Origin of the sequence: Providencia sp. PROV040 (assembly GCF_032706145.1) — a bacterium.
Lineage (GTDB): Bacteria > Pseudomonadota > Gammaproteobacteria > Enterobacterales > Enterobacteriaceae > Providencia > Providencia hangzhouensis.
The window spans coordinates 3,944,970-3,965,132 of sequence record NZ_CP120530.1 but is presented as its reverse complement, the minus strand read 5'-3'; the positions used below and the strand labels follow the sequence as shown (position 1 = coordinate 3,965,132).

The window sequence follows — 20,163 nt, the reverse complement described above, 5'->3', positions numbered from 1 at the left end:
TCGGCATCTTTCTGGAATAGAAGGAATTCAGTATGAATGCTGTGTTAACTCAGAAAAGACAAGGGCCACTGGCGGGGATCAAAGTGATCGATTTAAGCCGTGTGTTAGCAGGTCCTTATTGCACCGGTATGATGGCCGATCTTGGTGCTGAAGTGATCAAAATTGAAGTGCCCAACCACGGTGATGACAGCCGCCATTTAGGGCCATTTATTGATGGTGAAAGTGTTTATTACGGTTTGATTAACCGAGGTAAACGCAGTATTGAATTAGACCTTAAAGCGGATGAAGATCGAGCAATTTTATTTCAATTAGTCAAAGAAAGTGATGTGGTGGTTGAAAACTTTCGCCCTGGTGTGACTCAACGACTTGGCATCGATTTTGATAGCTTAAAGCAGCACAACCCTAAATTAATTTACGCCAGTATTTCAGGGTTTGGACAAAACAGCCCACTAGCCAGTTACCCGGCTTATGACATTGTGGCACAAGCGATGTCAGGCCTAATGAGTGTCACTGGTTTCCCAGAAACAGGGCCAACACGCAGCGGTGAGTCAATTGGCGATGTGTGTGCAGGGATGTTTGCATCATGGGCGATAAGCAGTGCGCTATTTGCGAGAGAGCGTCATGGTGAAGCGGCACAGTATATTGATGTGGCGATGGTAGATGTCTTACTCAGCATGCAGTTAACTGGGCTTTCAAACTTATTTGCAAATGATAAGGCCCCGAGCTTAGTGGGGAACCGCCATCCAGTCTCCACGCCATTCGATACCTATCAAGCAAAAGACGGTTTAGTCGTTATTGCGATTGCGAGTGAAAAGCTATTTCAACGCTTTTGCGAATGTATGGAAAAACCGCAGTTATGCCACGATCCGCGGTACCGTGATGACCCGAGTCGAACGCAGCACCAAGCTTTTCTTAGAAAAGAGATCGAAAGTTGGACACGTCAAAAAACGGTTGAAGAGGTATGTGACATATTATTAAACGCGGGGGTTCCTGCTTCACCCATTCATAATTTGCACCAAGCCACACAAAGTGAACATGCCGAAGTGAGGAAAGTACTGACGTACCTGAATGATGGAGGAACACCATTGGTTTCTCAACCGGTTTTTTTTAATGGAAATAAACCTCATTCGACCCGCCGTGCCCCGAAATTAGGTGAGGCAAACTTAGTTTATAAACCAGCGAAAACAACAATTAAAAATGCGGAGACGATGCAATGAGTTTTGATATTAATGAAACGGAACAAGCGGTTGTAGATGCGGTAGAAAAAGTTTGCCATGACATTTTACAGCCGAATGCACAAAGATACGATGAAACCGAAACCTTTTGTGCTGAAAGTTTACAAGCGCTAGGGGAAATGGGCTGTTGGGGAATTAATTTACCTGAACAGTATGGTGGTTTTGGTATTGGTAGTGTGGCGATGAGCCAGGTCGTGGAAGCTGTCGCAGCAGCTTGTGCATCGACGTCATCGGCTCTAACGGCACATTTTTTGGCGACAGATTCAATTTTAATTGGTGGGACAGAAGAGCAAAAAAATCATTGGTTACCAAAAGCCGCTGCTGGGGAATTATTAGGTGCATTCGGCTTAACTGAGCCGGCTGCGGGCTCTAACCCTGCGGATATGCGTACTGTGGCTGTACGTGAAAATGGCGGATGGCGTATTCGAGGAAATAAACACTATATCACAAACGCCAAAGAGGCTGATTTTATAGTGTTATATGCTAAAACCGATGTTGAAGCGGGAGCTCGTGGCATCAGTGCATTTATGATCCCTAAAGGCACTGAAGGTGTGGCATTTTCTCAACCTGAAAAAACCATGGGGTTACGGGGTAGCACCATTTATGAATTAGCATTGAATTGTTGGCTACCTGAATCTGCATTACTGGGAGAGGAAAATAAAGGGTTCCACACCGCCATGGAAGTTTTAGATAAAGGGCGTGTTGAAGTGGCTGCAACGTCACTAGGTATTGCTCGAGCCGCGATGGAAAGTGCTTTAGGCTGGGTAAAAGAACGCCAAATTGGTAAAAAACCCTTAGCTGCATACCAAGGAACTCAATGGCGTATTGCGGATATGCACACGCAATTGGAGGCGGCTCGTATGTTGACCTGGCAAGCTGCGGAATTACGTGATTCAGGGGAGCGTTTTAGTTTGCAATCCGCGACGGCGAAATTGTTTGCTGCTGAGTGTGCGGGTTTTGTAACGGATGCGGCTTTACAGCTTCATGGCGGCTACGGCTATATTCGTGACCTCCCTCTTGAACGTTATGTGCGTGACGCACGGATTTTACGGATTTTTGAAGGGACATCAGAAATACAAAAAATTATTATTTCACGTGCCGTTTTAGACGCCCACTAAGTTATTTTAAGTATTGAGCCGAGTAAGCGGGACAGGCGTTTACTGGTTTATGGAGCACCATAGGAAGCACTACCTGACAACAGGATCATGGAATTAAAAACACAACAACAATCAGGTTTAAGAATGTATTTCAATTAGTTATTCAGGGTGAATAACAGATAAAACATCACCCAGCGTAATGCTTAATAACTGTACCTTACAATTGTAGTTATTGCGGTTCCATTACGATTAATTGGTTCATTCTTTAAGCCAGCCTTGCTTAAAGAGGAGTTACCATGACAGTTTCAAACGACATCGCTACAGGGCAAAAAAACCGGCAGGAGAATGTACCCTTAATCGAAGCGCGTTCCATCGATTACATTCCAGAGTCCGAGCGCCATGGCACTTTATCGAGCCAATTCACACTTTGGTTCGGTTCTAATTTGCAAATAACGGCAATTGTAACGGGGGCCTTGGCAGTCGTGCTTGGCGGAGATGTATTCTGGTCATTAATTGGCTTGTTTATTGGCCAATTATTAGGTGGCGCGGTGATGGCCTTGCATGCGGTGCAAGGGCCGAAATTGGGGTTACCACAAATGATCTCGAGTCGTGTACAGTTTGGCGTATACGGTGCCGTCATCCCTATTTTATTAGTTTGCATGATGTATGTCGGGTTTTCTGCTAGTGGTACCGTGCTGGCAGGGCAAGCGGTTGGTCAGTTGTTACATGTGACTGATTGGGTTGGAATTATTATTTTTGGTGTGGTGATTATCGGCATTACAATTTGTGGTTATCGCATCATCCATATTTTAGGGAAAGTAGCGAGCGTTATCGGCGTGATTACGTTCTTTTATCTATTTTTCCGTCTATTTTATATGAATGATGTTTCGGTATTACTGGAAAACCGCCATTTTAGCTGGACGAACTTTTTATTAGCGATGTCATTGTCTGCTTCTTGGCAAATTGCATTTGGGCCTTATGTTGCGGACTATTCTCGTTATTTACCGACTAAAACCCCGACAATTAAAGCCTTCTTGGCTGTGGGTTCAGGCACAGTAATTGGTACGCAAGCCTCAATGATTTTAGGGGTTTTTGCCGCAGCGCTTGCTGGCAATAAGTTTGCCGGTAATGAAGTCTCGTATATTGTGGGCTTAGGCAGCACAGGTTTAATCGCGGCGTTGCTATACATCAGTATTTTCTATGGGAAAGTGACAATAACTGCATTGAATGCCTATGGTAGCTTTATGTCTATGGCTGCGATTTGGTGTGGTTTCCGTGGGAAAAGCCAAATTTCTCGTGGCCAAAGGTTGTTCTTTATTATTCTAATGGTCAGTTTTTCAACACTACTTGGGTTAGCGGGCCAGCACTCATTTTTAAAACTCTTCTCTGCTTTCTTATTGTTTTTACTTGCATTCTTTACCCCTTGGAGTGCAATTAACTTAGTTGACTACTATTGGGTCACTAAAGGTCGCTACGACGTTCCCGAACTTGCAAACCCAAATGGCCGCTATGGGCGTTGGAATAAAGTCGGGATATTCACTTACATTGCCGGTGTATTAATACAATTACCATTTATATCAACAGGTTTTTATACCGGGCCTTTAGTCGAAAAACTCGGTGGTGTCGATATTTCATGGATTGTTGGCTTAGTAGCAACAAGTATTCTTTACTATGTTGCGATTAAAAAATGGCCTATGTCAGTCGCAGATCGGTTGATATTACCGACAACAAAATAACCATTTCATAAAAAACTAGCATTAAAAAGCGTAAAAATTGAGATAGCCAGTAACAGTGAAACTATCACTGTTACGGTTTCTCTCAACCTAAAAAACGGTTTTAGAACATTACCATACCCACCAATCGTTGAAGAATTGGGATAGGAGTTGCTATGAAAATTTTAGTCGCAGTGAAGCGAGTGATAGACCATAACGTCAAAATAAGAGTAAAAGCCGATGGTTCAGGGGTTGAATTGGCGAATGTCAAAATGGCAATTAACCCATTTGATGAAATTGCCGTCGAAGAAGCTGTGCGTTTAAAAGAGGCGGGAAAAGCAACAGAAGTGATTGCGGTTTCCATCGGTGACATTGGTTATCAAGAAACATTACGTAGTGCGATGGCGATTGGCGCTGATCGTGGGATTTTAGTCCAAAGATCTGGGGAGTTAACACTAGAGCCACTGGATATAGCGCGTTTACTTCAACAAATCGTAGAAAGGGAACAGCCAGATCTTATTTTATTAGGCAAACAAGCTATTGATGATGATTGCAATCAAATAGGCCAAATGCTCAGCGCATTATTGGATTACCCGCAAGCGACATTTGCTTCTCAAGTTAAGCTTGAAGGGCAATCACTGCAAGTTACGAGGGAAATTGACGGTGGTTTAGAAACGTTAGAAATGCCATTGCCAGCGGTCATCACAACAGACTTACGGCTCAATGAACCTCGTTATGCAACTTTACCTAATATCATGAAAGCGAAGAAAAAAACGTTAGATATTATCGATATTACTGATATGGATTTTACTCCATTAGGGCAAATTAAAACGCTTAGTGTCTCAGAACCCAAAAAACGAGCGGGGCAATGTACATTGCTAAGCAGTGCGACAGAGCTAGTCAGTGCATTACAAGCGAAAGAAGTGATTTAATCGAGGAAAATACCTATGAGCCAAATATCTGTATTAGTGGTTGTCGAGCATGATAATCAAACAATAAAAACCTCTACTTATCATAGTATTAACGCTGCAAAACAACTTCTCACCACAGGTGGCCATTTGCACTTATTAGTTGCAGGAAGTGAGACAGAATTGGTCGCTCAGCTAGCTGCGAGTATAAAAGGCGTGAGTAAAGTCCTAGAAATACAATCAGATAACCTTAAAAACCAACTTGCAGAACCGATGGCTCATGCGGTGGTGAATATTGCAGAAGAATATACTCATTTACTGTTTCCAGCGACGACATTTGGTAAAAATATTGCCCCACGGGTTGCTGCAAAGTTAGGGATCGCACAAGTTTCAGATATTACTCAAGTTATTGATTCACAAACTTTTGTTAGACCTATTTATGCAGGGAATGCGTTAGCAACGGTACAAAACAATGGTCAGAAAGTGGTCATTACGGTGCGTAGTTCGGCATTTTCAGGGGGATATGAAACGCAAAATAGTGCTGAAATAGAGAAGGTTTCCCTTGCCGATATACCGCTGCGTAGTCAATTAAAAAGCCAATCGTTAACTCAAGTTAGCCGTGCGGAATTGAGCTCTGCAAAAGTGGTTATTTCAGGCGGGAGAGGCTTGAGCTCAGGTGAAAATTTTGCGTTATTGGAAACGATAGCTGACAAGCTAGGGGCTGCGGTTGGGGCTTCACGTGCTGCGGTAGACGCTGGTTTTGTGCCAAATGACTACCAAGTAGGACAAACAGGGAAAATTGTCGCACCTGATTTGTACATAGCTGTAGGAATTTCGGGGGCAATTCAGCATGTTGCAGGAATGAAAGAAAGCAAAGTGATCGTTGCTATCAATAGTGATCCTGAGGCACCGATTTTCCAAGTTGCGGATTATGGCATTGTTGGCGATCTGTTTGAGATCTTACCTGAATTTGACAAAGCATTGGCGTAATGGAGGGGCTCATGGCTATCGACAATATTGAGAAAATAAATGAGGCTCCCGAGCGGGAATCGATGGAGTTCGATGTCCTGATTGTCGGTGGTGGGCCCGCGGGGTTATCTGCAGCAATACGTTTAAAGCAGCTAGCGGCAAAGAAAGGAACAGAAATTTCGGTTTGTTTAATTGATAAAGGTGCACAGATAGGAGCTCATATTTTATCTGGTGCAGTGATAGACCCACGTGCTCTCGATGAATTGCTACCAGATTGGCAGCAAAAGGTTTCGGCTTCTTTAACACCTGTAAGCCATGACCGTTTTTTATGGCTAAAAGAAAATAAAGCGAGTCATTTACCCCTCTCTTTATTGCCAAACTGTTTGAAAAACAATGGTAATTTCATTGGTAGCTTAGGGGAGATAAGTGCTGCACTAGCCGTGGAGGCAGAAGAATTAGGTGTTGATGTTTTTGCCGGTTTTGCTGCCACAGAGGTGTTATTTGATGATAAAAACCAAGTGATAGGCGTCACAACTGGAGATATGGGGCTTGATAAATTAGGCAACCCAACACAGATGTACCAACCGGGTATGAATTTACTGGCAAAAATGACCTTTTTTGCGGAAGGGTGCCGTGGTCAGCTAGGTAAGCAATTGATAAATCATTTTAATTTAGCCACAGAGAGCGGTAAACAAACCTATGGTTTGGGGATCAAGGAAATTTGGCAAATTCCAAAAGAGCAACATCAAGCAGGGTTAGTTGTCCATTCCGTTGGCTGGCCGCTAGATAACCACACCTATGGTGGTGGCTTTGCTTATCATTATGGGGATAACTTAGTCGCAGTGGGTTTGGTGGTCGGGTTAAATTATGAAAATCCGTATTTATCACCGTTTGATGAGTTTCAACGCTTAAAAACCCATCCTGCTTTTAGTGATTTCTTATCGGGTGGAGAACGGATCAGCTATGGTGCTAGAACGATGGTGGCGGGTGGGTTAGCCGCGTTACCTGAACTAAGCTTTCCCGGAGGTGTGTTAATTGGTGATGATGCAGGTTTTCTTAATGCAGCCCGAATTAAAGGCACCCATTGTGCGGTGAAAAGTGGGTTATTAGCAGCAGAAGCTTGGTTCAGTGCTAACCAGAATGGAATGGTTGATTATTTACAGTTTAAAAAGCAATTTCGCCAGCTATTTGAAGAGAGCTGGTTATATCAAGAGCTTTATCAAACACGCAATTTTAAGCCCTATATGAAAAAAGGGCTAGTGGTTGGTTCAATACTATTTGGTGCAGAACAACTGTTATTTAAGGGGTGTACCCCGTGGACGTTGAAATTAAAACAATCGGATCATGAAGGAATAAAGGAAGCCAAGGGTTTTACACCGATAGATTACCCAAAACCCGATGGTAAATTAACGTTTGATAAGTCTTCTTCCGTATTTTTATCGAATACTAACCATGAAGAAGAACAACCCTGCCATTTAAAACTGGCTGATATTAATGTCCCTATCCAAGTTAATTTAATGAAATATGCTGCGCCCGAGACGCGTTATTGCCCCGCGGGAGTTTATGAAATTGTAGGGAATAAAAGCGAGGAAAAACTGCAAATTAATGCGCAAAACTGCCTGCATTGTAAGGCTTGTGACATTAAAGATCCGTTACAAAATATCACCTGGACTGCTCCCCAAGGAGGGGAAGGGCCTATTTATCAAGGAATGTAAAACGAATTTATTGTGATGTAGTTGTGCTTGATATTTTTGTTTTATCAGTCGCTTTGGGGCAATTTTGCCCCATTTTTTTATTTTTGCATTAATTCTCAATTCGAGAATGTAATTTTAATTTGTAACGCGAGCCAGCTGTGATCATATTAACATAGCTAATTAGAGTGTTACCTGTCCAAGTGCGACGGCTAAGTTGTAAGCAAGGTGAGTTTTCTTTAATTGATAATGATTGAGCAATAGATTTTGTGGCCAATGCAGCTTCAATGGTATGTTCCATTTCACTGACAGGAAAATGGCGTTGCAAATAACCGCTAGGAGTTTCAGTGTCACCATATTTTTGCTTAACAAAGTCGGGCACAATGGCGTGGTTAACATAGCGTTCTTCTAACATTAAAGGAATATCGTTTTCAAAATGTAGTACTTTACAATAGCCCACATCACTTCCTTCACTAATCCCGAGCTGTAGTGCAATTTCTGCTGATGCGGGAATAATTTTTAGTTGCATCTGGTGGCCGCTATATTTATTACCACTTGTTGAGATCTCATCAAAAATATCAAACGCTTTTGTTACGGGGAGCTCATGTTTTTGAGTGGCGACAAATGTGCCTTTGCCCGCAATACGATGTAGGATCCCTTTTTGACTTAACTCTGAAATGGCTTTATTCACGGTCATACGGCTTACATTGAATTGAGCACATAGCTCTAATTCTGTCGGTATTTGTGTTTCAGGCTTAAAAATACCTAAATCAATACTGCGTAAAATGTAAGACTGAATTTGCTTATATGCAGGTTGTAATGTCATCGCTGTTATTCAAAATTATTGTTAAAGGAAGGAGTGGTAACATTGTTTTATTGCCACATTTCACTCACAAACTTTGTATTGAATGCAAGTTTATCAGTAATTACTGGCTTTGCTAGTAGGAGATACCTATTTCTAATGATTAACCTGAGTTAAATAGTTGTTTAAGGTGCTCGTCCTTATCTGAATTATTTAATTATAAGGTAAGTTTTACTAGGGCTATATACCTTTATTTATTATCATAATGTTAAATTTACTTAGCGAAATAGGCATTTATTCATGCGAGTTCAATATTTCCATGTCAGTCTTACTCAATGTGACTATCAAAATGTCAGCCCAATGGGAATGGTAAGATTGATTGCCTCCCAAAAGGTATTTTTCTTTAATCAAGGTGACTTTTCAAATAGCGAAATTTTTTTAGAACGTTTACAACAAGGCGATACCTTGGTTATTTGTGCAGAAGAGATGAATGATGGTAGTTATTGGGCTGAGTGGGTTTACCATGAAAAGCATGGTCGACTTGAGCCAGATAGAACCATTGGTTTTAATCGCTCACTAGGAAAACAGTATTTAATTTCGTTAGTCTTAATGGCCCTGATACCTGCAGTGTATTACTGTTTTATTAATGCAGATGATAGCTTCTTAATGATTATCTTAGTCTCACTTTTAGGTTGTGCTGCCTTTGGTGGAATAGTTTTGTTTGCTCTTGCACTGGCCGAAACTAAACATATTTTAAGTCCAAAACGAAAATCAATTTTAAAAGCGTTGGATTTAGTTATTGATGGGCAATATCAAAAGAGTGAACAAGGGCAACAAATTGAAATTTTAGGAATTAAAAGCTCAAAAAATAAAGCCAATAAATTACGTAAATCAGTAGATAACTATCGTGATAAAGCGTCATTACTCGTCACCCGTGGGAAGGTTAATATTACATCAACCCTTAGCTTAACTGTTGCGAGAGGGGATGCAGAGCAAAAACTCAATCATATCGGTTTACAGATAAATAAAAGCCATATGGATGTTCTAGTGTCAGCAAATGAACCCTTATTCAACAACCATAATCTATTTATTGCTCAAGGTGATGAACTTGAAGTTTTCCATAAAAATATTCAAGAGCATTCAAAAGAACAGGTGATTTTTGGTATTTATAACCATCAGGATGGGCTTGCCTACAGCCTGATTGGCAAAGGAGCACCACAAGAAAGAGGGTTTTATACTGGTTTATGGGGTTTCATTTGTTGCATTTTGGCTATTTTCATTCTAGTTGTAGGTGGATTATCTATTAGTGAAACCTTTGAAAAAGGCGGTTATTGGGATCATTGGGACTGGATGAACATTATTGATACTGGTGTCATGTATATCAGTTTTTCTGGAACCATTTTATTAGGAATAAGTTTCCTTATTGCTTTATGTGTGGCGATTTATTTTAAAGTATCAAAACGTGGTAATGCTTACTATCAATCTCAATATTTATTAAAACAACTTCGTCGGCAGCACGGTAAAACAGATTATGTGACGGAGGTGCGTTCATGAACCCATTTCTCAGTAAGCGGTTTCTTATTGTAACTTTTATCTTTGTGCTCTGTTTATTTTTCACTTTCTTTATTTTTACTCGAGGTAGCACGGAAGATTGGCAATGGCAAAACCATAATGAAAATAGCTCTCCAATTGGAAGCTATGATTTTACAACGACATTTCCAGCTGAAAATGGGATGTTAATTGTAGCTAAAAAAAGTGGCCGTTCTAATTATTATTACTCTTCTTATAATACTTATATGCCTTCAAGCGAATATGATAACCAGATTTTATTTGCAGATAATAATGGCGTGCATTTTATCACTTATAGCGATCAAAGTTTCTATAATGCAGTTTGTGAAAGAAAACAATGTTTAATGATGTTCAGTGATGGCTATCAAAAAATTAACTTAACTGATTTTTCAGTGAGTGAATTTACACCTTGGAGTAAAAAAACTGGCAAGCTATTTTCAACGTTGATTATGGGAAAAATCTACTTATCTAAAAGCTCTCCTTTCTATGTTGTTGCGGATAATGAAAATATTTTTATCAGTGCTGATAAAGGAATGACATGGGAACATTTTATGAATGTTCGAGATTTAGCCAAGTCATTATATCCTGAAGAAATTGAAGGAAATTCAAATTTTTCTTATGCAACATATCGAGATAAAATCGTAATGTGGTACAGCTATGGTAATCAAATGGGCTCATTAGAAGTTATCATGGATATCCCGACTAAGCAGGTTATTAGTAGCAAATGGTTGCCTGTTAGAATTAATGAAGCTGCACAAAATCGTAATGGTGATATTTTTGTGGTTGCTCAAGAGCCCTCACGTCGCTTATTTTCTTTGATGCAATTTCATACTAATGGTAATTTTGAGGTGATGGCAGAAAGCGGTTATAACCACATGAACAGCTTAGAAGTCGGCAATCAAGGTTTAATTGTTTCGAATATAGTTAGAGGTTCGCAACAATATTTAATGATGGATTTTTCCACGAAAGAGATCCGTTATCGTCCTCAGTTTCCTTTGTATAACAAAATATACAATATGGCGGACCAATCCTTGATTGAAATAGAAAGTACTTATTCAAATGAAAGTGCGCTGACTAAAGGAGCACAAGTTTCTTATCAATCATTGCATTGATGCGTAAAGATGATTTAGTGTGTTCTCATTCAATAAGGATAGGGTTTTCCCTATCTTTTTTGTTATTGTTATTTAAAGGTTAAGCTAATACTAAAATAGGTATAGTTTGCAGTTTAAGGAGAGGAAGAGTACGTTTTAATGATAGACTAAAAATAGATAAAAATTAAACGATTTTAACTCATTATATGGAAGTAAGTTGTATAATTAGAAATATATAATAAAAATAAAAGAAATGTAGTTAATAATATATAGTATTAACTATAGATGATGATATTCAATATCATCATTAAAGATTACTAGCTAATTATTCTTTATAGATGTATTAATATTTAATCAACCATTTGATTAAATATTAGTAAACCTTGGTTACTTTATGAGTATTGCAGTCATTAAAAAACAAACTAAATGTCAGATAAAAAATAAGTAAGATTGACTAGACCCTACTTTTCATTTAATGCAAAATAGCAATGCAAAATTAATTCTAATTCTAATTTTATTTTAATTGAGATAGCTAAATGAATATATCCAAAATCAGCATTGCATCTATTCTTATTGCAAGTGCATTATTAAGTGGTTGTGCTAAAGAATCTTCTCGTTCTTTAGCCGTAGAAAAAGTTGCGACATATAATACTCAATATTCAGGCCCAAAAAGCCCAATATCAATAGGGAAATTTGATAATCGCTCTAGTTATATGAATGGTATTTTCTCTGATGGGGTTGATCGTTTAGGTAATCAATCTAAAACCATTTTGATGACACATTTACAGCAAACGGGTCGTTTTAATGTATTAGACCGTGCAAATATGCAAGAACTTAAAGAAGAAGCTGGTATTAAAGGTCAATCGCAACAGTTAAAAGGTGCAACTTATTTAATTACTGGTGATGTTACTGAATTTGGACGAAAAGAAGTTGGGGATCGCCAGTTATTCGGTATTTTAGGTCGTGGTAAATCACAAGTAGCGTATGCCAAAGTCAATTTAAACGTTGTTAATGTTCAAACATCTGAAGTGGTCTTTTCTTCACAAGGTGCTGGTGAATATGAATTATCAAATAGAGAAGTGATTGGTTTTGGTGGCACTGCCAGTTATGACTCAACATTGAATGGTAAAGTATTAGATTTAGCAATTAGGGAAGCGGTAAATAACTTAGTTTCTGGTATAGAAAGTGGTGCATGGCAGCCAGCTAAATAAGGAAATACGATGAAAATTAAATTATTGGCTATGGTAGCCGGCGTAATTTTATTAAATGGCTGCGCTAATGAACCCAAACCACTATATAACTGGGATGGTTATCAAACAACGGTCTACCAATATTACCAACAAACAGAAACTGGCCCTCAAGAACAAATTCAAGCTTTGAAAAAGAATTTGGAAATGAGCAAAGCAAAAGGTTTAGCAACTCCGCCAGGGTTGCATGCGCATTTAGGGTTATTGTATTCAACAACTGGAGCGGTTGATCTTGCAATGCAAGAATTTACTGCGGAAAAAGCATTGTATCCAGAATCTGCGGCTTACATGGATTTTCTCATGAAAAATAAAGGAAAAGTAAAATGAAACATTTACTTATAGTCTGCGGATTGGTGATGACATGGTTATTAACGGGATGTGCTCAGCCAACTAAAGTTGATTACACGGCATTTAATCAAAGTAAGCCTAAAAGTATTCTGGTGCTATTACCACAAAACAGTTCACCAGAAGTACAAGCAAGTCATGGTTTATTATCACAAGCGACTCTTCCTTTAGCTGAGGCTGGCTACTATGTTTTCCCTGTTGCTGTTGTTGAGGAAACATTTAAGCAAAATGGGATGACAAATGCAGGTGACATTCAAGCTGTTCCACCTGCAAAATTGCGCGAAATTTTTGGTAATGATGCCGTACTTTACTTGAATATCACTGAATACGGTACAAGTTATCAGGTTATTTCTAGTGATACTCGTGTCACTGCGGATGCGAAATTGGTTGACGCTAGAACAGGAACGTTATTATGGAGTGGCTCAGCGACTGCATCTAGTGCTGAAAATAATTCCTCGTCAAATGGTATTATTGGGGCGTTAGTATCTGCTGTTGTTAACCAAATCGTAGATACAATGACAGATAAAAGCTATGCAATTGCAGGTATAACAAGTGTCAGGTTATTATCTGCAGGTAAGCCTAATGGTATCTTATATGGGCCTAGATCGCCTAAATATGGTAAAGATGCTCAGTAATTATTAATTATTGAATAATGGGCGAAATAGAATAAAATATTTTGCCCATTTTATTTAAGTTAAATATTATTTAAGTGAAATTAACTTATTTAATTATCGTTTTACATTGTTTATACGTTTTTTTAATTGGGATGATTAAACTAAAAATAATAATATTAAACTCTTATTTAATATATGAGTTAATACTGTGACTTGAATCAAGTTGTTCTAGTCTATCTCACTAATAGTGTGATATAGGTACAATATTATGACAATAGCGATTACTTTGGTAACCCAACTGTTATATATATAATAATAGTCGGTTGTACTAATTTCTCGTTGATAGGAGTCATAGTATGTTCTTGTTAAACGAATCACTTATATCAAGGTATTTCTTCTATATGAAGAAATGGTTCAATATTGATATTTCTTTAGCCTTCTTCTTTCCAAACAAATAACCTTTCTCTTTTCCTTTCTTAAAATTTTTTTAACTTATTTAACTATAGGTTAGATCTCTAATATTTATTATTTAATGAAAAATTAAAGGTATTATCATGGCTAAAAGAATTGTAGAACCATTCCGTATTAAAATGGTAGAAAATATCCGTATTCCATCAAGAGAAGAACGTGAAGCGGCGTTAAAAGAAGCGGGATATAACCCATTCTTATTACCAAGTAGTGCAGTTTATATTGATTTATTAACTGACTCAGGCACCAATGCGATGAGTGACCACCAATGGGCAGCAATGATCACCGGTGATGAGGCATATGCAGGATCTCGTAACTATTATGATTTAAAAGATAAAGTGAAAGAGATGTTTGACTATGATTATGTCATTCCTGCTCACCAAGGTCGTGGTGCTGAAAATATGTTATTCCCTGTTTTATTAAAAGTAAAACAGGAACAAGGTGGAGCTAAAAAACCGGTCTTTATTTCTAATTTCCACTTTGATACAACAGCAGCTCATGTTGAATTAAACGGTTGTAAAGCAATTAATATTGTTACCGAAAAAGCCTATGACTCGGATACTTACGATGACTGGAAAGGCAATTTTGATATCCAAAAATTAAAAGATAATATTGCTGAGCATGGTGCAGAAAACGTAGTCGCAATTGTATCTACTGTAACTTGTAATAGTGCAGGCGGTCAGCCAGTATCAATGGCGAATTTGAAAGAAGTTTATGAAATAGCTAAACAGCATAATATCTTTGTTGTCATGGATTCTGCACGTTTCTGTGAAAATGCGTATTTTATTAAAGAGCGCGACCCTAAATATAAAAACTCGACTATTAAAGAAATTATTCTTGATATGTATAAATATGCTGATGCATTAACGATGTCAGCGAAAAAAGACCCATTATTAAATATTGGTGGGTTGGTTTGTATTAAAAATGACGAGAAAATCTTTACGCTGGCAAGACAACGTTGTGTACCAATGGAAGGCTTCGTGACCTATGGCGGTTTAGCGGGTCGTGATATGGCTGCAATGGTACAAGGTCTTGAAGAAGGGGCTGGAGAAGAATATCTACATTATCGTATTGGCCAAGTTAAATATTTAGGTGACCGCTTACGTGAAGGTGGAATTTCAATTCAATATCCTACAGGGGGACATGCCGTATTTGTCGATTGTAAAAAGCTGGTTCCTCATATTCCTGGTGATCAGTTCCCTGCCCAAGCGGTGATTAACGCACTTTATTTAGAATCAGGTGTCCGTGCGGTTGAAATTGGTTCATTTTTATTAGGGCGTGATCCTGAAACTGGTAAGCAAAAACACGCAGATATGGAGTTTATGCGGTTAACCATTGCAAGACGTGTTTATACCAATGACCATATGGATTACATTGCAGATGCTCTGATTGGTTTAAAAGATAAATTTGCAACCCTCAAAGGGCTGGATTTTGAATATGAACCGCCAGTATTAAGACACTTTACTGCTAGATTAAAACCAATTAAATAATAGGTCGCTCGTATGGTTCCCGTGCAATGCGGGAACCTCATCCTTATTCTTAAGGTAAACACCATGAATAATTCGGCAGCCAAAAAAGAACCCTCCATAATGGTAGGGGGTTTTGTGCTAGGCGGTGCCATGATTGGGGCGGGGATGTTTAGCTTGCCTACTATTATGGCTGGAGCTTGGTTTATTAACTCTGTAGTTATCTTGTTAGTTGTTTGCTTTTTTATGTTTCATTCAGGGATTTATATTTTAGAATGTATATCGAAATATGGAGCAGGAACGAATTACTTTTTTATCTCTAAAGAATTATTACCCAGATGGGCATGCTATATTGCAAATATGGCATTAATATTTGTACTCTACATACTAATTTATGCCTATATATCAGCAGCAGGTTCAGTTATTAAAGAAGCTGCCGCCATTTACGGATACAATATTAATTTAAGATTAATATTTATTATTTTTACATTAATTCTAGGTGCGAGCATCTGGTGGAGTGGTGTAGGGGCAAGTCGTCTAACATCATTATTTTTATTCATTAAAATAATTCTGTTTATTTTAGCTTTCTCCGGTTTATTTTTTATCGTAAAAACAGATTTACTATTAACTTCCCCCGTTGAAGGAGGACAAACAGCGTTATTACCTTTTGTTTTTATTATTATTCCTTATGCAATTACTTCTTTTGGTTATCATGGGAATGTTTGTAGTTTGTACAAGCTGTATCATGAGAATGAAAGAAAGGTCGTTAAAAGTTGTATTATCGGTTGTGTATTGGCATTGGTGCTCTATTTTCTCTGGATCATGGGGACAATGGGAAATCTACCGCGGGCAGAGTTTTTAACAATAATTAATAAAGGTGGTAATTTAGATGCTTTTATTGAATCACTATATGCGGTACTGAATAGCAAAAATATTGCGACATTCTTACTGTGGTTCTCTATTAGTGCTGTATTTTGCTCATTCTTAGGTGTTGCAATTGGGTTATTTGATTACATTCTTGCTTCGTTGAATTTTAAGGACAACCCATCAGGTAGAATGAAATCTGCATTATTATGCTTCTTGCCTCCTCTTATTCTTTGCATGTTATTTCCAAATGGTTTTTTAATCGCAATAGCATATGCAGGTATGGCTGCATGTATCTGGGCGATTATTTGCCCTGCAGTTATGGCATTAAAGGTAAGAGAGCGTTTTCCTGATTCGAGATTCAAAGTGTGGGGCGGAAAAGGGTTAATCTATGCCGTTATCGCCTTTGGAGTAGTCGGCATTATTTGCCAATTGTTAGCGCAGTTTAATTTGTTACCGATATACCGTTAATTTTTCAAAATACAAGCTGTAAAATAACTGCAAAGGTACAGTGAGGGTTCGCTGTACCTTTTTTCTATCCAACGATATGGCGGATTGTAGGCTAATATTGAAATATAACGGTTTTTTTAAAGTACATTTTAATATTTTGACCTTGATAAATAATGGGTTTAAAGGCCATTTTTTTAATTGCTTTAACCGCTTCTTCTCTAAAACCTAAATCAGGAATTTTGTTATTTAGTATTTCAACGGATTCAATTTGACCATCTAATCCAACTAATAACCGAATTTGCACTTTAACAACTTTTGTATAGCCTAAGGAACGAGCCTCTTTCGGATACCTAGGAGCCGCATCCTGTAAAATTGTATAGGAAATACCACTCGAACCGAGTGCGGTATAGCTGCCATCACCATTAGCAGCAAATTGGCTATTACCAGATAATCTATTATTCCCTTTACCACTTTGACCACTTTCTGAAGCTGATGGGCTTGTGGAAGATTGATTTTCAGCAGTTGAATGGAGTGGTATTTCTTTAGCTGCTTCTTGTGAGCCTTGCTGCGTTTCATGGCTTATCTTATTGGCAATAAGTTGATTTTCTGTGTTATTTTTAGTGTTATTGTTCAGTAGCTTACTTTGTTCTTTTGGCTTTTTCCCTTGTACGGACTGACTGATTTTCGGTTTTGTTTTTTCTTTTGTTTTTTGTGTGAGTAAAGGCGATTCAACCGTGTTATCAACGGGAATATTCACAGGAATCAATGAATTTTTAAGTTGAGTTTTTGAAGGTATTTTACTTTCATTAGGTTGAGACTTGCTCATCTGCTTCTGTTGGGAAGCAGCTTCAGCCTTTGAAGGGGATTCTGATATAACTTCATGTGATTGCACTTGTTTTTTATTGCTCTGCTCTCCTGTGCCCCCTGAGGAGCCCATTTGTCCCCCTAGAGATAGAGTTATCGTTTCCACACCCTCGATTATAGGTACTGCCCTACCTGTTTGTAGGGCGATAAACATAATGGCAATAATATGGATAACGAGTGACAGTGCTAAAGCAAGTTTATAACGAAAAAACGGGTTTATAGTCACTGAAACATTTCCTGTTTTAATCAATAGGTAGCTTTAATGCCTGCAAAAAATGAGCGCTCATTTCCAGGAATTAATGAGCCATAACCTGCGGTAACATAGTCGTAGTAAGTTTTGTCCATTAAGTTAGTGACCCCGCCATATAATTCGATGTGTTCAATCGGCGCGTAACGAACACTGAGGTCAATGAGTTCACGTGATTTAACTACGCCATCTTCTTCTTTATTGGCATCAGAAAGGAAATTATTGTACGAACCATAATAGGTATACTGAATGTCTCCCGATAAATCATCGGTAAAATCGTATTTTACTTTTAGTTTAACGGAGTGCTCTGGCACTTTAGTTAAACCACTTTTCGTGTAATCAATGGTATTTTTGCCGTTTTCTTCCAAAAACTGGCGGCCATGATTGTTATAATCAGAACGTCCTCTGAGCCATGAATATGATTCTTGGAAGGTGAAATTACCGAGCGTTTGTTGGAAGTCAACATCGGCTCCCCAACGGCGAGTTTTCAACAAATTCATTGTCTTCGCATCATTGACACTAGTGAGATAAATACGATTTAGCTGGTTATTCGTATTAGATGTCCAGAATGTGATATTGACAGTACTAAATGCTAATTTATCTCTTAAACCGATCTCAAATAAGTCATATTTCTCATCTTCTGCCTTAGTCGGAGTATAAATTTTCTCACCATTAACGACAGATTGGTCGCTGATTTGCAAGCCATCGGGAAGGGTGTAGCCTCGTTCATATCGCCCATAAATTCGGCCAGTATCACGATAAAGGTAAGCAAGAGAAAGTTCAGCTGCCGTATTCCAACGGTCTGAAGTGCCAGACCCATTTACTGTGCCACTTTTATCAAATGACCATTCCGACAATTCACGTCTCAACCCTTGGGTAAATACAAATTGATCTGATTTAAGACTGTTAAGGGCATAAATTGCCTTTGTTGTTTTATCATAATCAAAATTATGAGGAACCCCATAATATCGGCCTTTACTATCTTTTTTATAGCTCCCAATATAATGAATAGAAGCCTTTTGTTTGGCATAATCTATGCCAAAAAGTAGATTGCTATCATCGAGATAGCCGATATCTAATTTGATTTTTGTTCCGTGGCTTTTTTGATTAACTTTTTGTTCCCAGTTGGCATTATTAGTATAAAAACCATCAGTGTAGAAAACATCTGTAGCAAAATTGAGTTTTTCCGTAAATGCATTTTGGTAACTTAAATTATAGCTATCGACTTCGCGGTCACCGATCAAATAACCACTGATCGTTTTTTTAATTAGTTTACCATTCTCATCAATACCGACAGTGACGGTTTTGTCTGGTGGAACGTAGTCTTTACCATACTTTTTGATATTACGTGATGTGAGCGTTTTTACGTACTGAGAACTTTCAGTGAGATGACTTCCTCTCAACATGAGGCTTTGATCTGGAGTCAGATCCCATCTACCGCCTAGTGAATAATATTCTGAATTACGGTAGGTATCTTTATAGTAAAGATCACGGTTTAGTTTACTGGCAGTACCTAAAATTGAAAAGGTATCACTCACCCGAGCTCCCAAATTAGCATTTAAGCGATATCCTTCTGAGTTCCATTCAGATAAAACACTTGTTTTGGGATTAGCCATACTTCTCAGGTTTGACGTTATATTAATGACTCCACCTGCAGTCCCTGAGCCGTAAATAACGCTTCCGCCACCGGGAATGATTTCAATACGCTCAAGTTGTTCAACGGGAATAATATCGTAGTTAGTGGTATAAGGGTGATTTGCTAATGTGGTAATTGGAGCCCCATCGAGTAACACTTGTAGGTTACGTTGTGAGGTTTCAGCCCCTTGCCCCCGCAAGTCTATGTTGCCCTGCCCAGAGGTATCGACACTAATACCAGGAACAGATTTAAGCACATCAGAGATTGTGCGGTTTCCTTTGCCTTGAATATCTTCTTTTGAAATAACAATAATTTGCTTGGTATCTCGTAAACGTTCAATTTCAACATAGTCAGGTCGTGCATAGCTATCTTGTAGCTCAATTGCATCAGCAGCTTCTTGAAGCTGTGATGATTCAAGCTCTTTATTGGTTGCATGAGTCGTAAAAGAAAGTGTTGATAAAATAATGAAACAAATAAAATTTGGCTTAAATTTAACCATATTGTTTCCAACGGAGGAAATGTTTTTCATTGGAGTAGGCTTGCCTTTTGTAATGATAATGCAAATGATAATCAATCTTATTATATTGTTATTGATTTCAAGATCAATTAATTTAAAACAATTTATAATATGGCTAATTATTTGATTTAAGTGGAAATAAATTGTTGACTTAGGCGGTATATCTTACTGAGTGGATAGTAACTTTTACGCGAGGTTAGGTGTGAAAATAGAGATAGGGGGACATTTACTCAGGTTGGATGCTCTCATTTAGCGATCTACTTCAAATTACTCAAATTAATTTCAAATTTTTAATTTTCTCTGATTCCCAAAATCAAATAGTAACCCTCTTGAAATGTAAGTATTTTTACCTATATCGAGTGCTGGTTAAT

General features: G+C 38.3%; 16 protein-coding genes. 13 read left to right on the top strand and 3 right to left on the bottom strand.

The genetic code is table 11. The features are described from left to right. Nucleotides 1-32 precede the first annotated feature (32 nt). The 6 genes from P3L40_RS18485 (at nucleotide 33) to P3L40_RS18460 (ending at nucleotide 7,636) form a co-directional block, all read left to right on the top strand. Entirely contained in the window at nucleotides 33-1,217 is a 1,185-nt protein-coding gene (locus tag P3L40_RS18485; RefSeq protein WP_210853461.1) for a CaiB/BaiF CoA transferase family protein, read from the top strand. Further along, complete coding sequence (locus P3L40_RS18480; RefSeq protein WP_094961476.1) at nucleotides 1,214-2,353, top strand: acyl-CoA dehydrogenase family protein; 1,140 nt, start codon at nucleotides 1,214-1,216, stop codon at nucleotides 2,351-2,353. The genes P3L40_RS18485 and P3L40_RS18480 overlap by 4 nt, the downstream gene beginning before the upstream one ends. Before the next feature lie 275 nt (nucleotides 2,354-2,628). Then, nucleotides 2,629-4,068 (top strand): purine-cytosine permease family protein, encoded by a 1,440-nt coding sequence (locus P3L40_RS18475; RefSeq protein WP_096864389.1) that lies wholly within the window; start codon nucleotides 2,629-2,631, stop codon nucleotides 4,066-4,068. Between the two features lie 152 nt (nucleotides 4,069-4,220). Then, entirely contained in the window at nucleotides 4,221-4,976 is a 756-nt protein-coding gene (locus P3L40_RS18470) for an electron transfer flavoprotein subunit beta/FixA family protein (RefSeq protein ID WP_094961478.1), read from the top strand. Between the two features lie 15 nt (nucleotides 4,977-4,991). Then, nucleotides 4,992-5,942, top strand: coding sequence for an electron transfer flavoprotein subunit alpha/FixB family protein (locus tag P3L40_RS18465; protein ID WP_210853463.1), 951 nt, complete (start codon nucleotides 4,992-4,994; stop codon nucleotides 5,940-5,942). 11 nt (nucleotides 5,943-5,953) lie between these two features. Next, nucleotides 5,954-7,636 (top strand): electron transfer flavoprotein-ubiquinone oxidoreductase, encoded by a 1,683-nt coding sequence (locus tag P3L40_RS18460; RefSeq protein ID WP_196725320.1) that lies wholly within the window; start codon nucleotides 5,954-5,956, stop codon nucleotides 7,634-7,636. Nucleotides 7,637-7,724: 88 nt separating this feature from the next. On the opposite strand, the gene P3L40_RS18455 is transcribed toward P3L40_RS18460, so the two are convergent. Beyond that, nucleotides 7,725-8,438 carry a UTRA domain-containing protein gene (locus tag P3L40_RS18455; RefSeq protein WP_196725319.1) on the bottom strand — a complete coding sequence of 238 codons (714 nt, stop codon included), beginning with the start codon at nucleotides 8,436-8,438 and terminating at the stop codon, nucleotides 7,725-7,727. A 276-nt stretch (nucleotides 8,439-8,714) separates the two neighbouring features. On the opposite strand from P3L40_RS18455, the gene P3L40_RS18450 reads away from it, so the two are divergent. The 7 genes from P3L40_RS18450 (at nucleotide 8,715) to P3L40_RS18420 (ending at nucleotide 16,549) form a co-directional block, all read left to right on the top strand. Then, entirely contained in the window at nucleotides 8,715-9,968 is a 1,254-nt protein-coding gene (locus P3L40_RS18450) for a hypothetical protein (protein WP_228677452.1), read from the top strand. Further along, the gene (locus tag P3L40_RS18445; protein ID WP_136135045.1) at nucleotides 9,965-11,095 is read left to right on the top strand and encodes a hypothetical protein; all 1,131 of its coding nucleotides are present in this window, start codon (nucleotides 9,965-9,967) and stop codon (nucleotides 11,093-11,095) included. The genes P3L40_RS18450 and P3L40_RS18445 overlap by 4 nt, the downstream gene beginning before the upstream one ends. A gap of 515 nt (nucleotides 11,096-11,610) precedes the next feature. Next, nucleotides 11,611-12,285 carry a CsgG/HfaB family protein gene (locus P3L40_RS18440; RefSeq protein ID WP_136135044.1) on the top strand — a complete coding sequence of 225 codons (675 nt, stop codon included), beginning with the start codon at nucleotides 11,611-11,613 and terminating at the stop codon, nucleotides 12,283-12,285. 9 nt (nucleotides 12,286-12,294) lie between these two features. Beyond that, nucleotides 12,295-12,648 carry a DUF4810 domain-containing protein gene (locus P3L40_RS18435; RefSeq protein ID WP_094961483.1) on the top strand — a complete coding sequence of 118 codons (354 nt, stop codon included), beginning with the start codon at nucleotides 12,295-12,297 and terminating at the stop codon, nucleotides 12,646-12,648. After that, a complete protein-coding gene (locus tag P3L40_RS18430; protein ID WP_094961484.1) occupies nucleotides 12,645-13,301 on the top strand; it encodes a DUF799 domain-containing protein in 657 nt (218 codons plus the stop codon). Before P3L40_RS18435 ends, P3L40_RS18430 begins: the two co-directional genes overlap by 4 nt. A 533-nt stretch (nucleotides 13,302-13,834) precedes the next feature. Beyond that, nucleotides 13,835-15,238, top strand: a complete 1,404-nt coding sequence (locus P3L40_RS18425; protein WP_004908186.1) for a tryptophanase — start codon at nucleotides 13,835-13,837, stop codon at nucleotides 15,236-15,238. A gap of 63 nt (nucleotides 15,239-15,301) precedes the next feature. After that, entirely contained in the window at nucleotides 15,302-16,549 is a 1,248-nt protein-coding gene (locus P3L40_RS18420; RefSeq protein ID WP_136135043.1) for an aromatic amino acid transporter, read from the top strand. A gap of 91 nt (nucleotides 16,550-16,640) precedes the next feature. Here the strand turns inward: P3L40_RS18420 and P3L40_RS18415 are convergent, their stop codons facing one another. Beyond that, the gene (locus tag P3L40_RS18415; protein ID WP_272693286.1) at nucleotides 16,641-17,618 is read right to left on the bottom strand and encodes an energy transducer TonB; all 978 of its coding nucleotides are present in this window, start codon (nucleotides 17,616-17,618) and stop codon (nucleotides 16,641-16,643) included. Nucleotides 17,619-17,638: 20 nt separating this feature from the next. Continuing rightward, nucleotides 17,639-19,774 carry a TonB-dependent receptor gene (locus P3L40_RS18410; RefSeq protein WP_247605842.1) on the bottom strand — a complete coding sequence of 712 codons (2,136 nt, stop codon included), beginning with the start codon at nucleotides 19,772-19,774 and terminating at the stop codon, nucleotides 17,639-17,641. Between the last annotated feature and the right edge of the window lie 389 nt (nucleotides 19,775-20,163).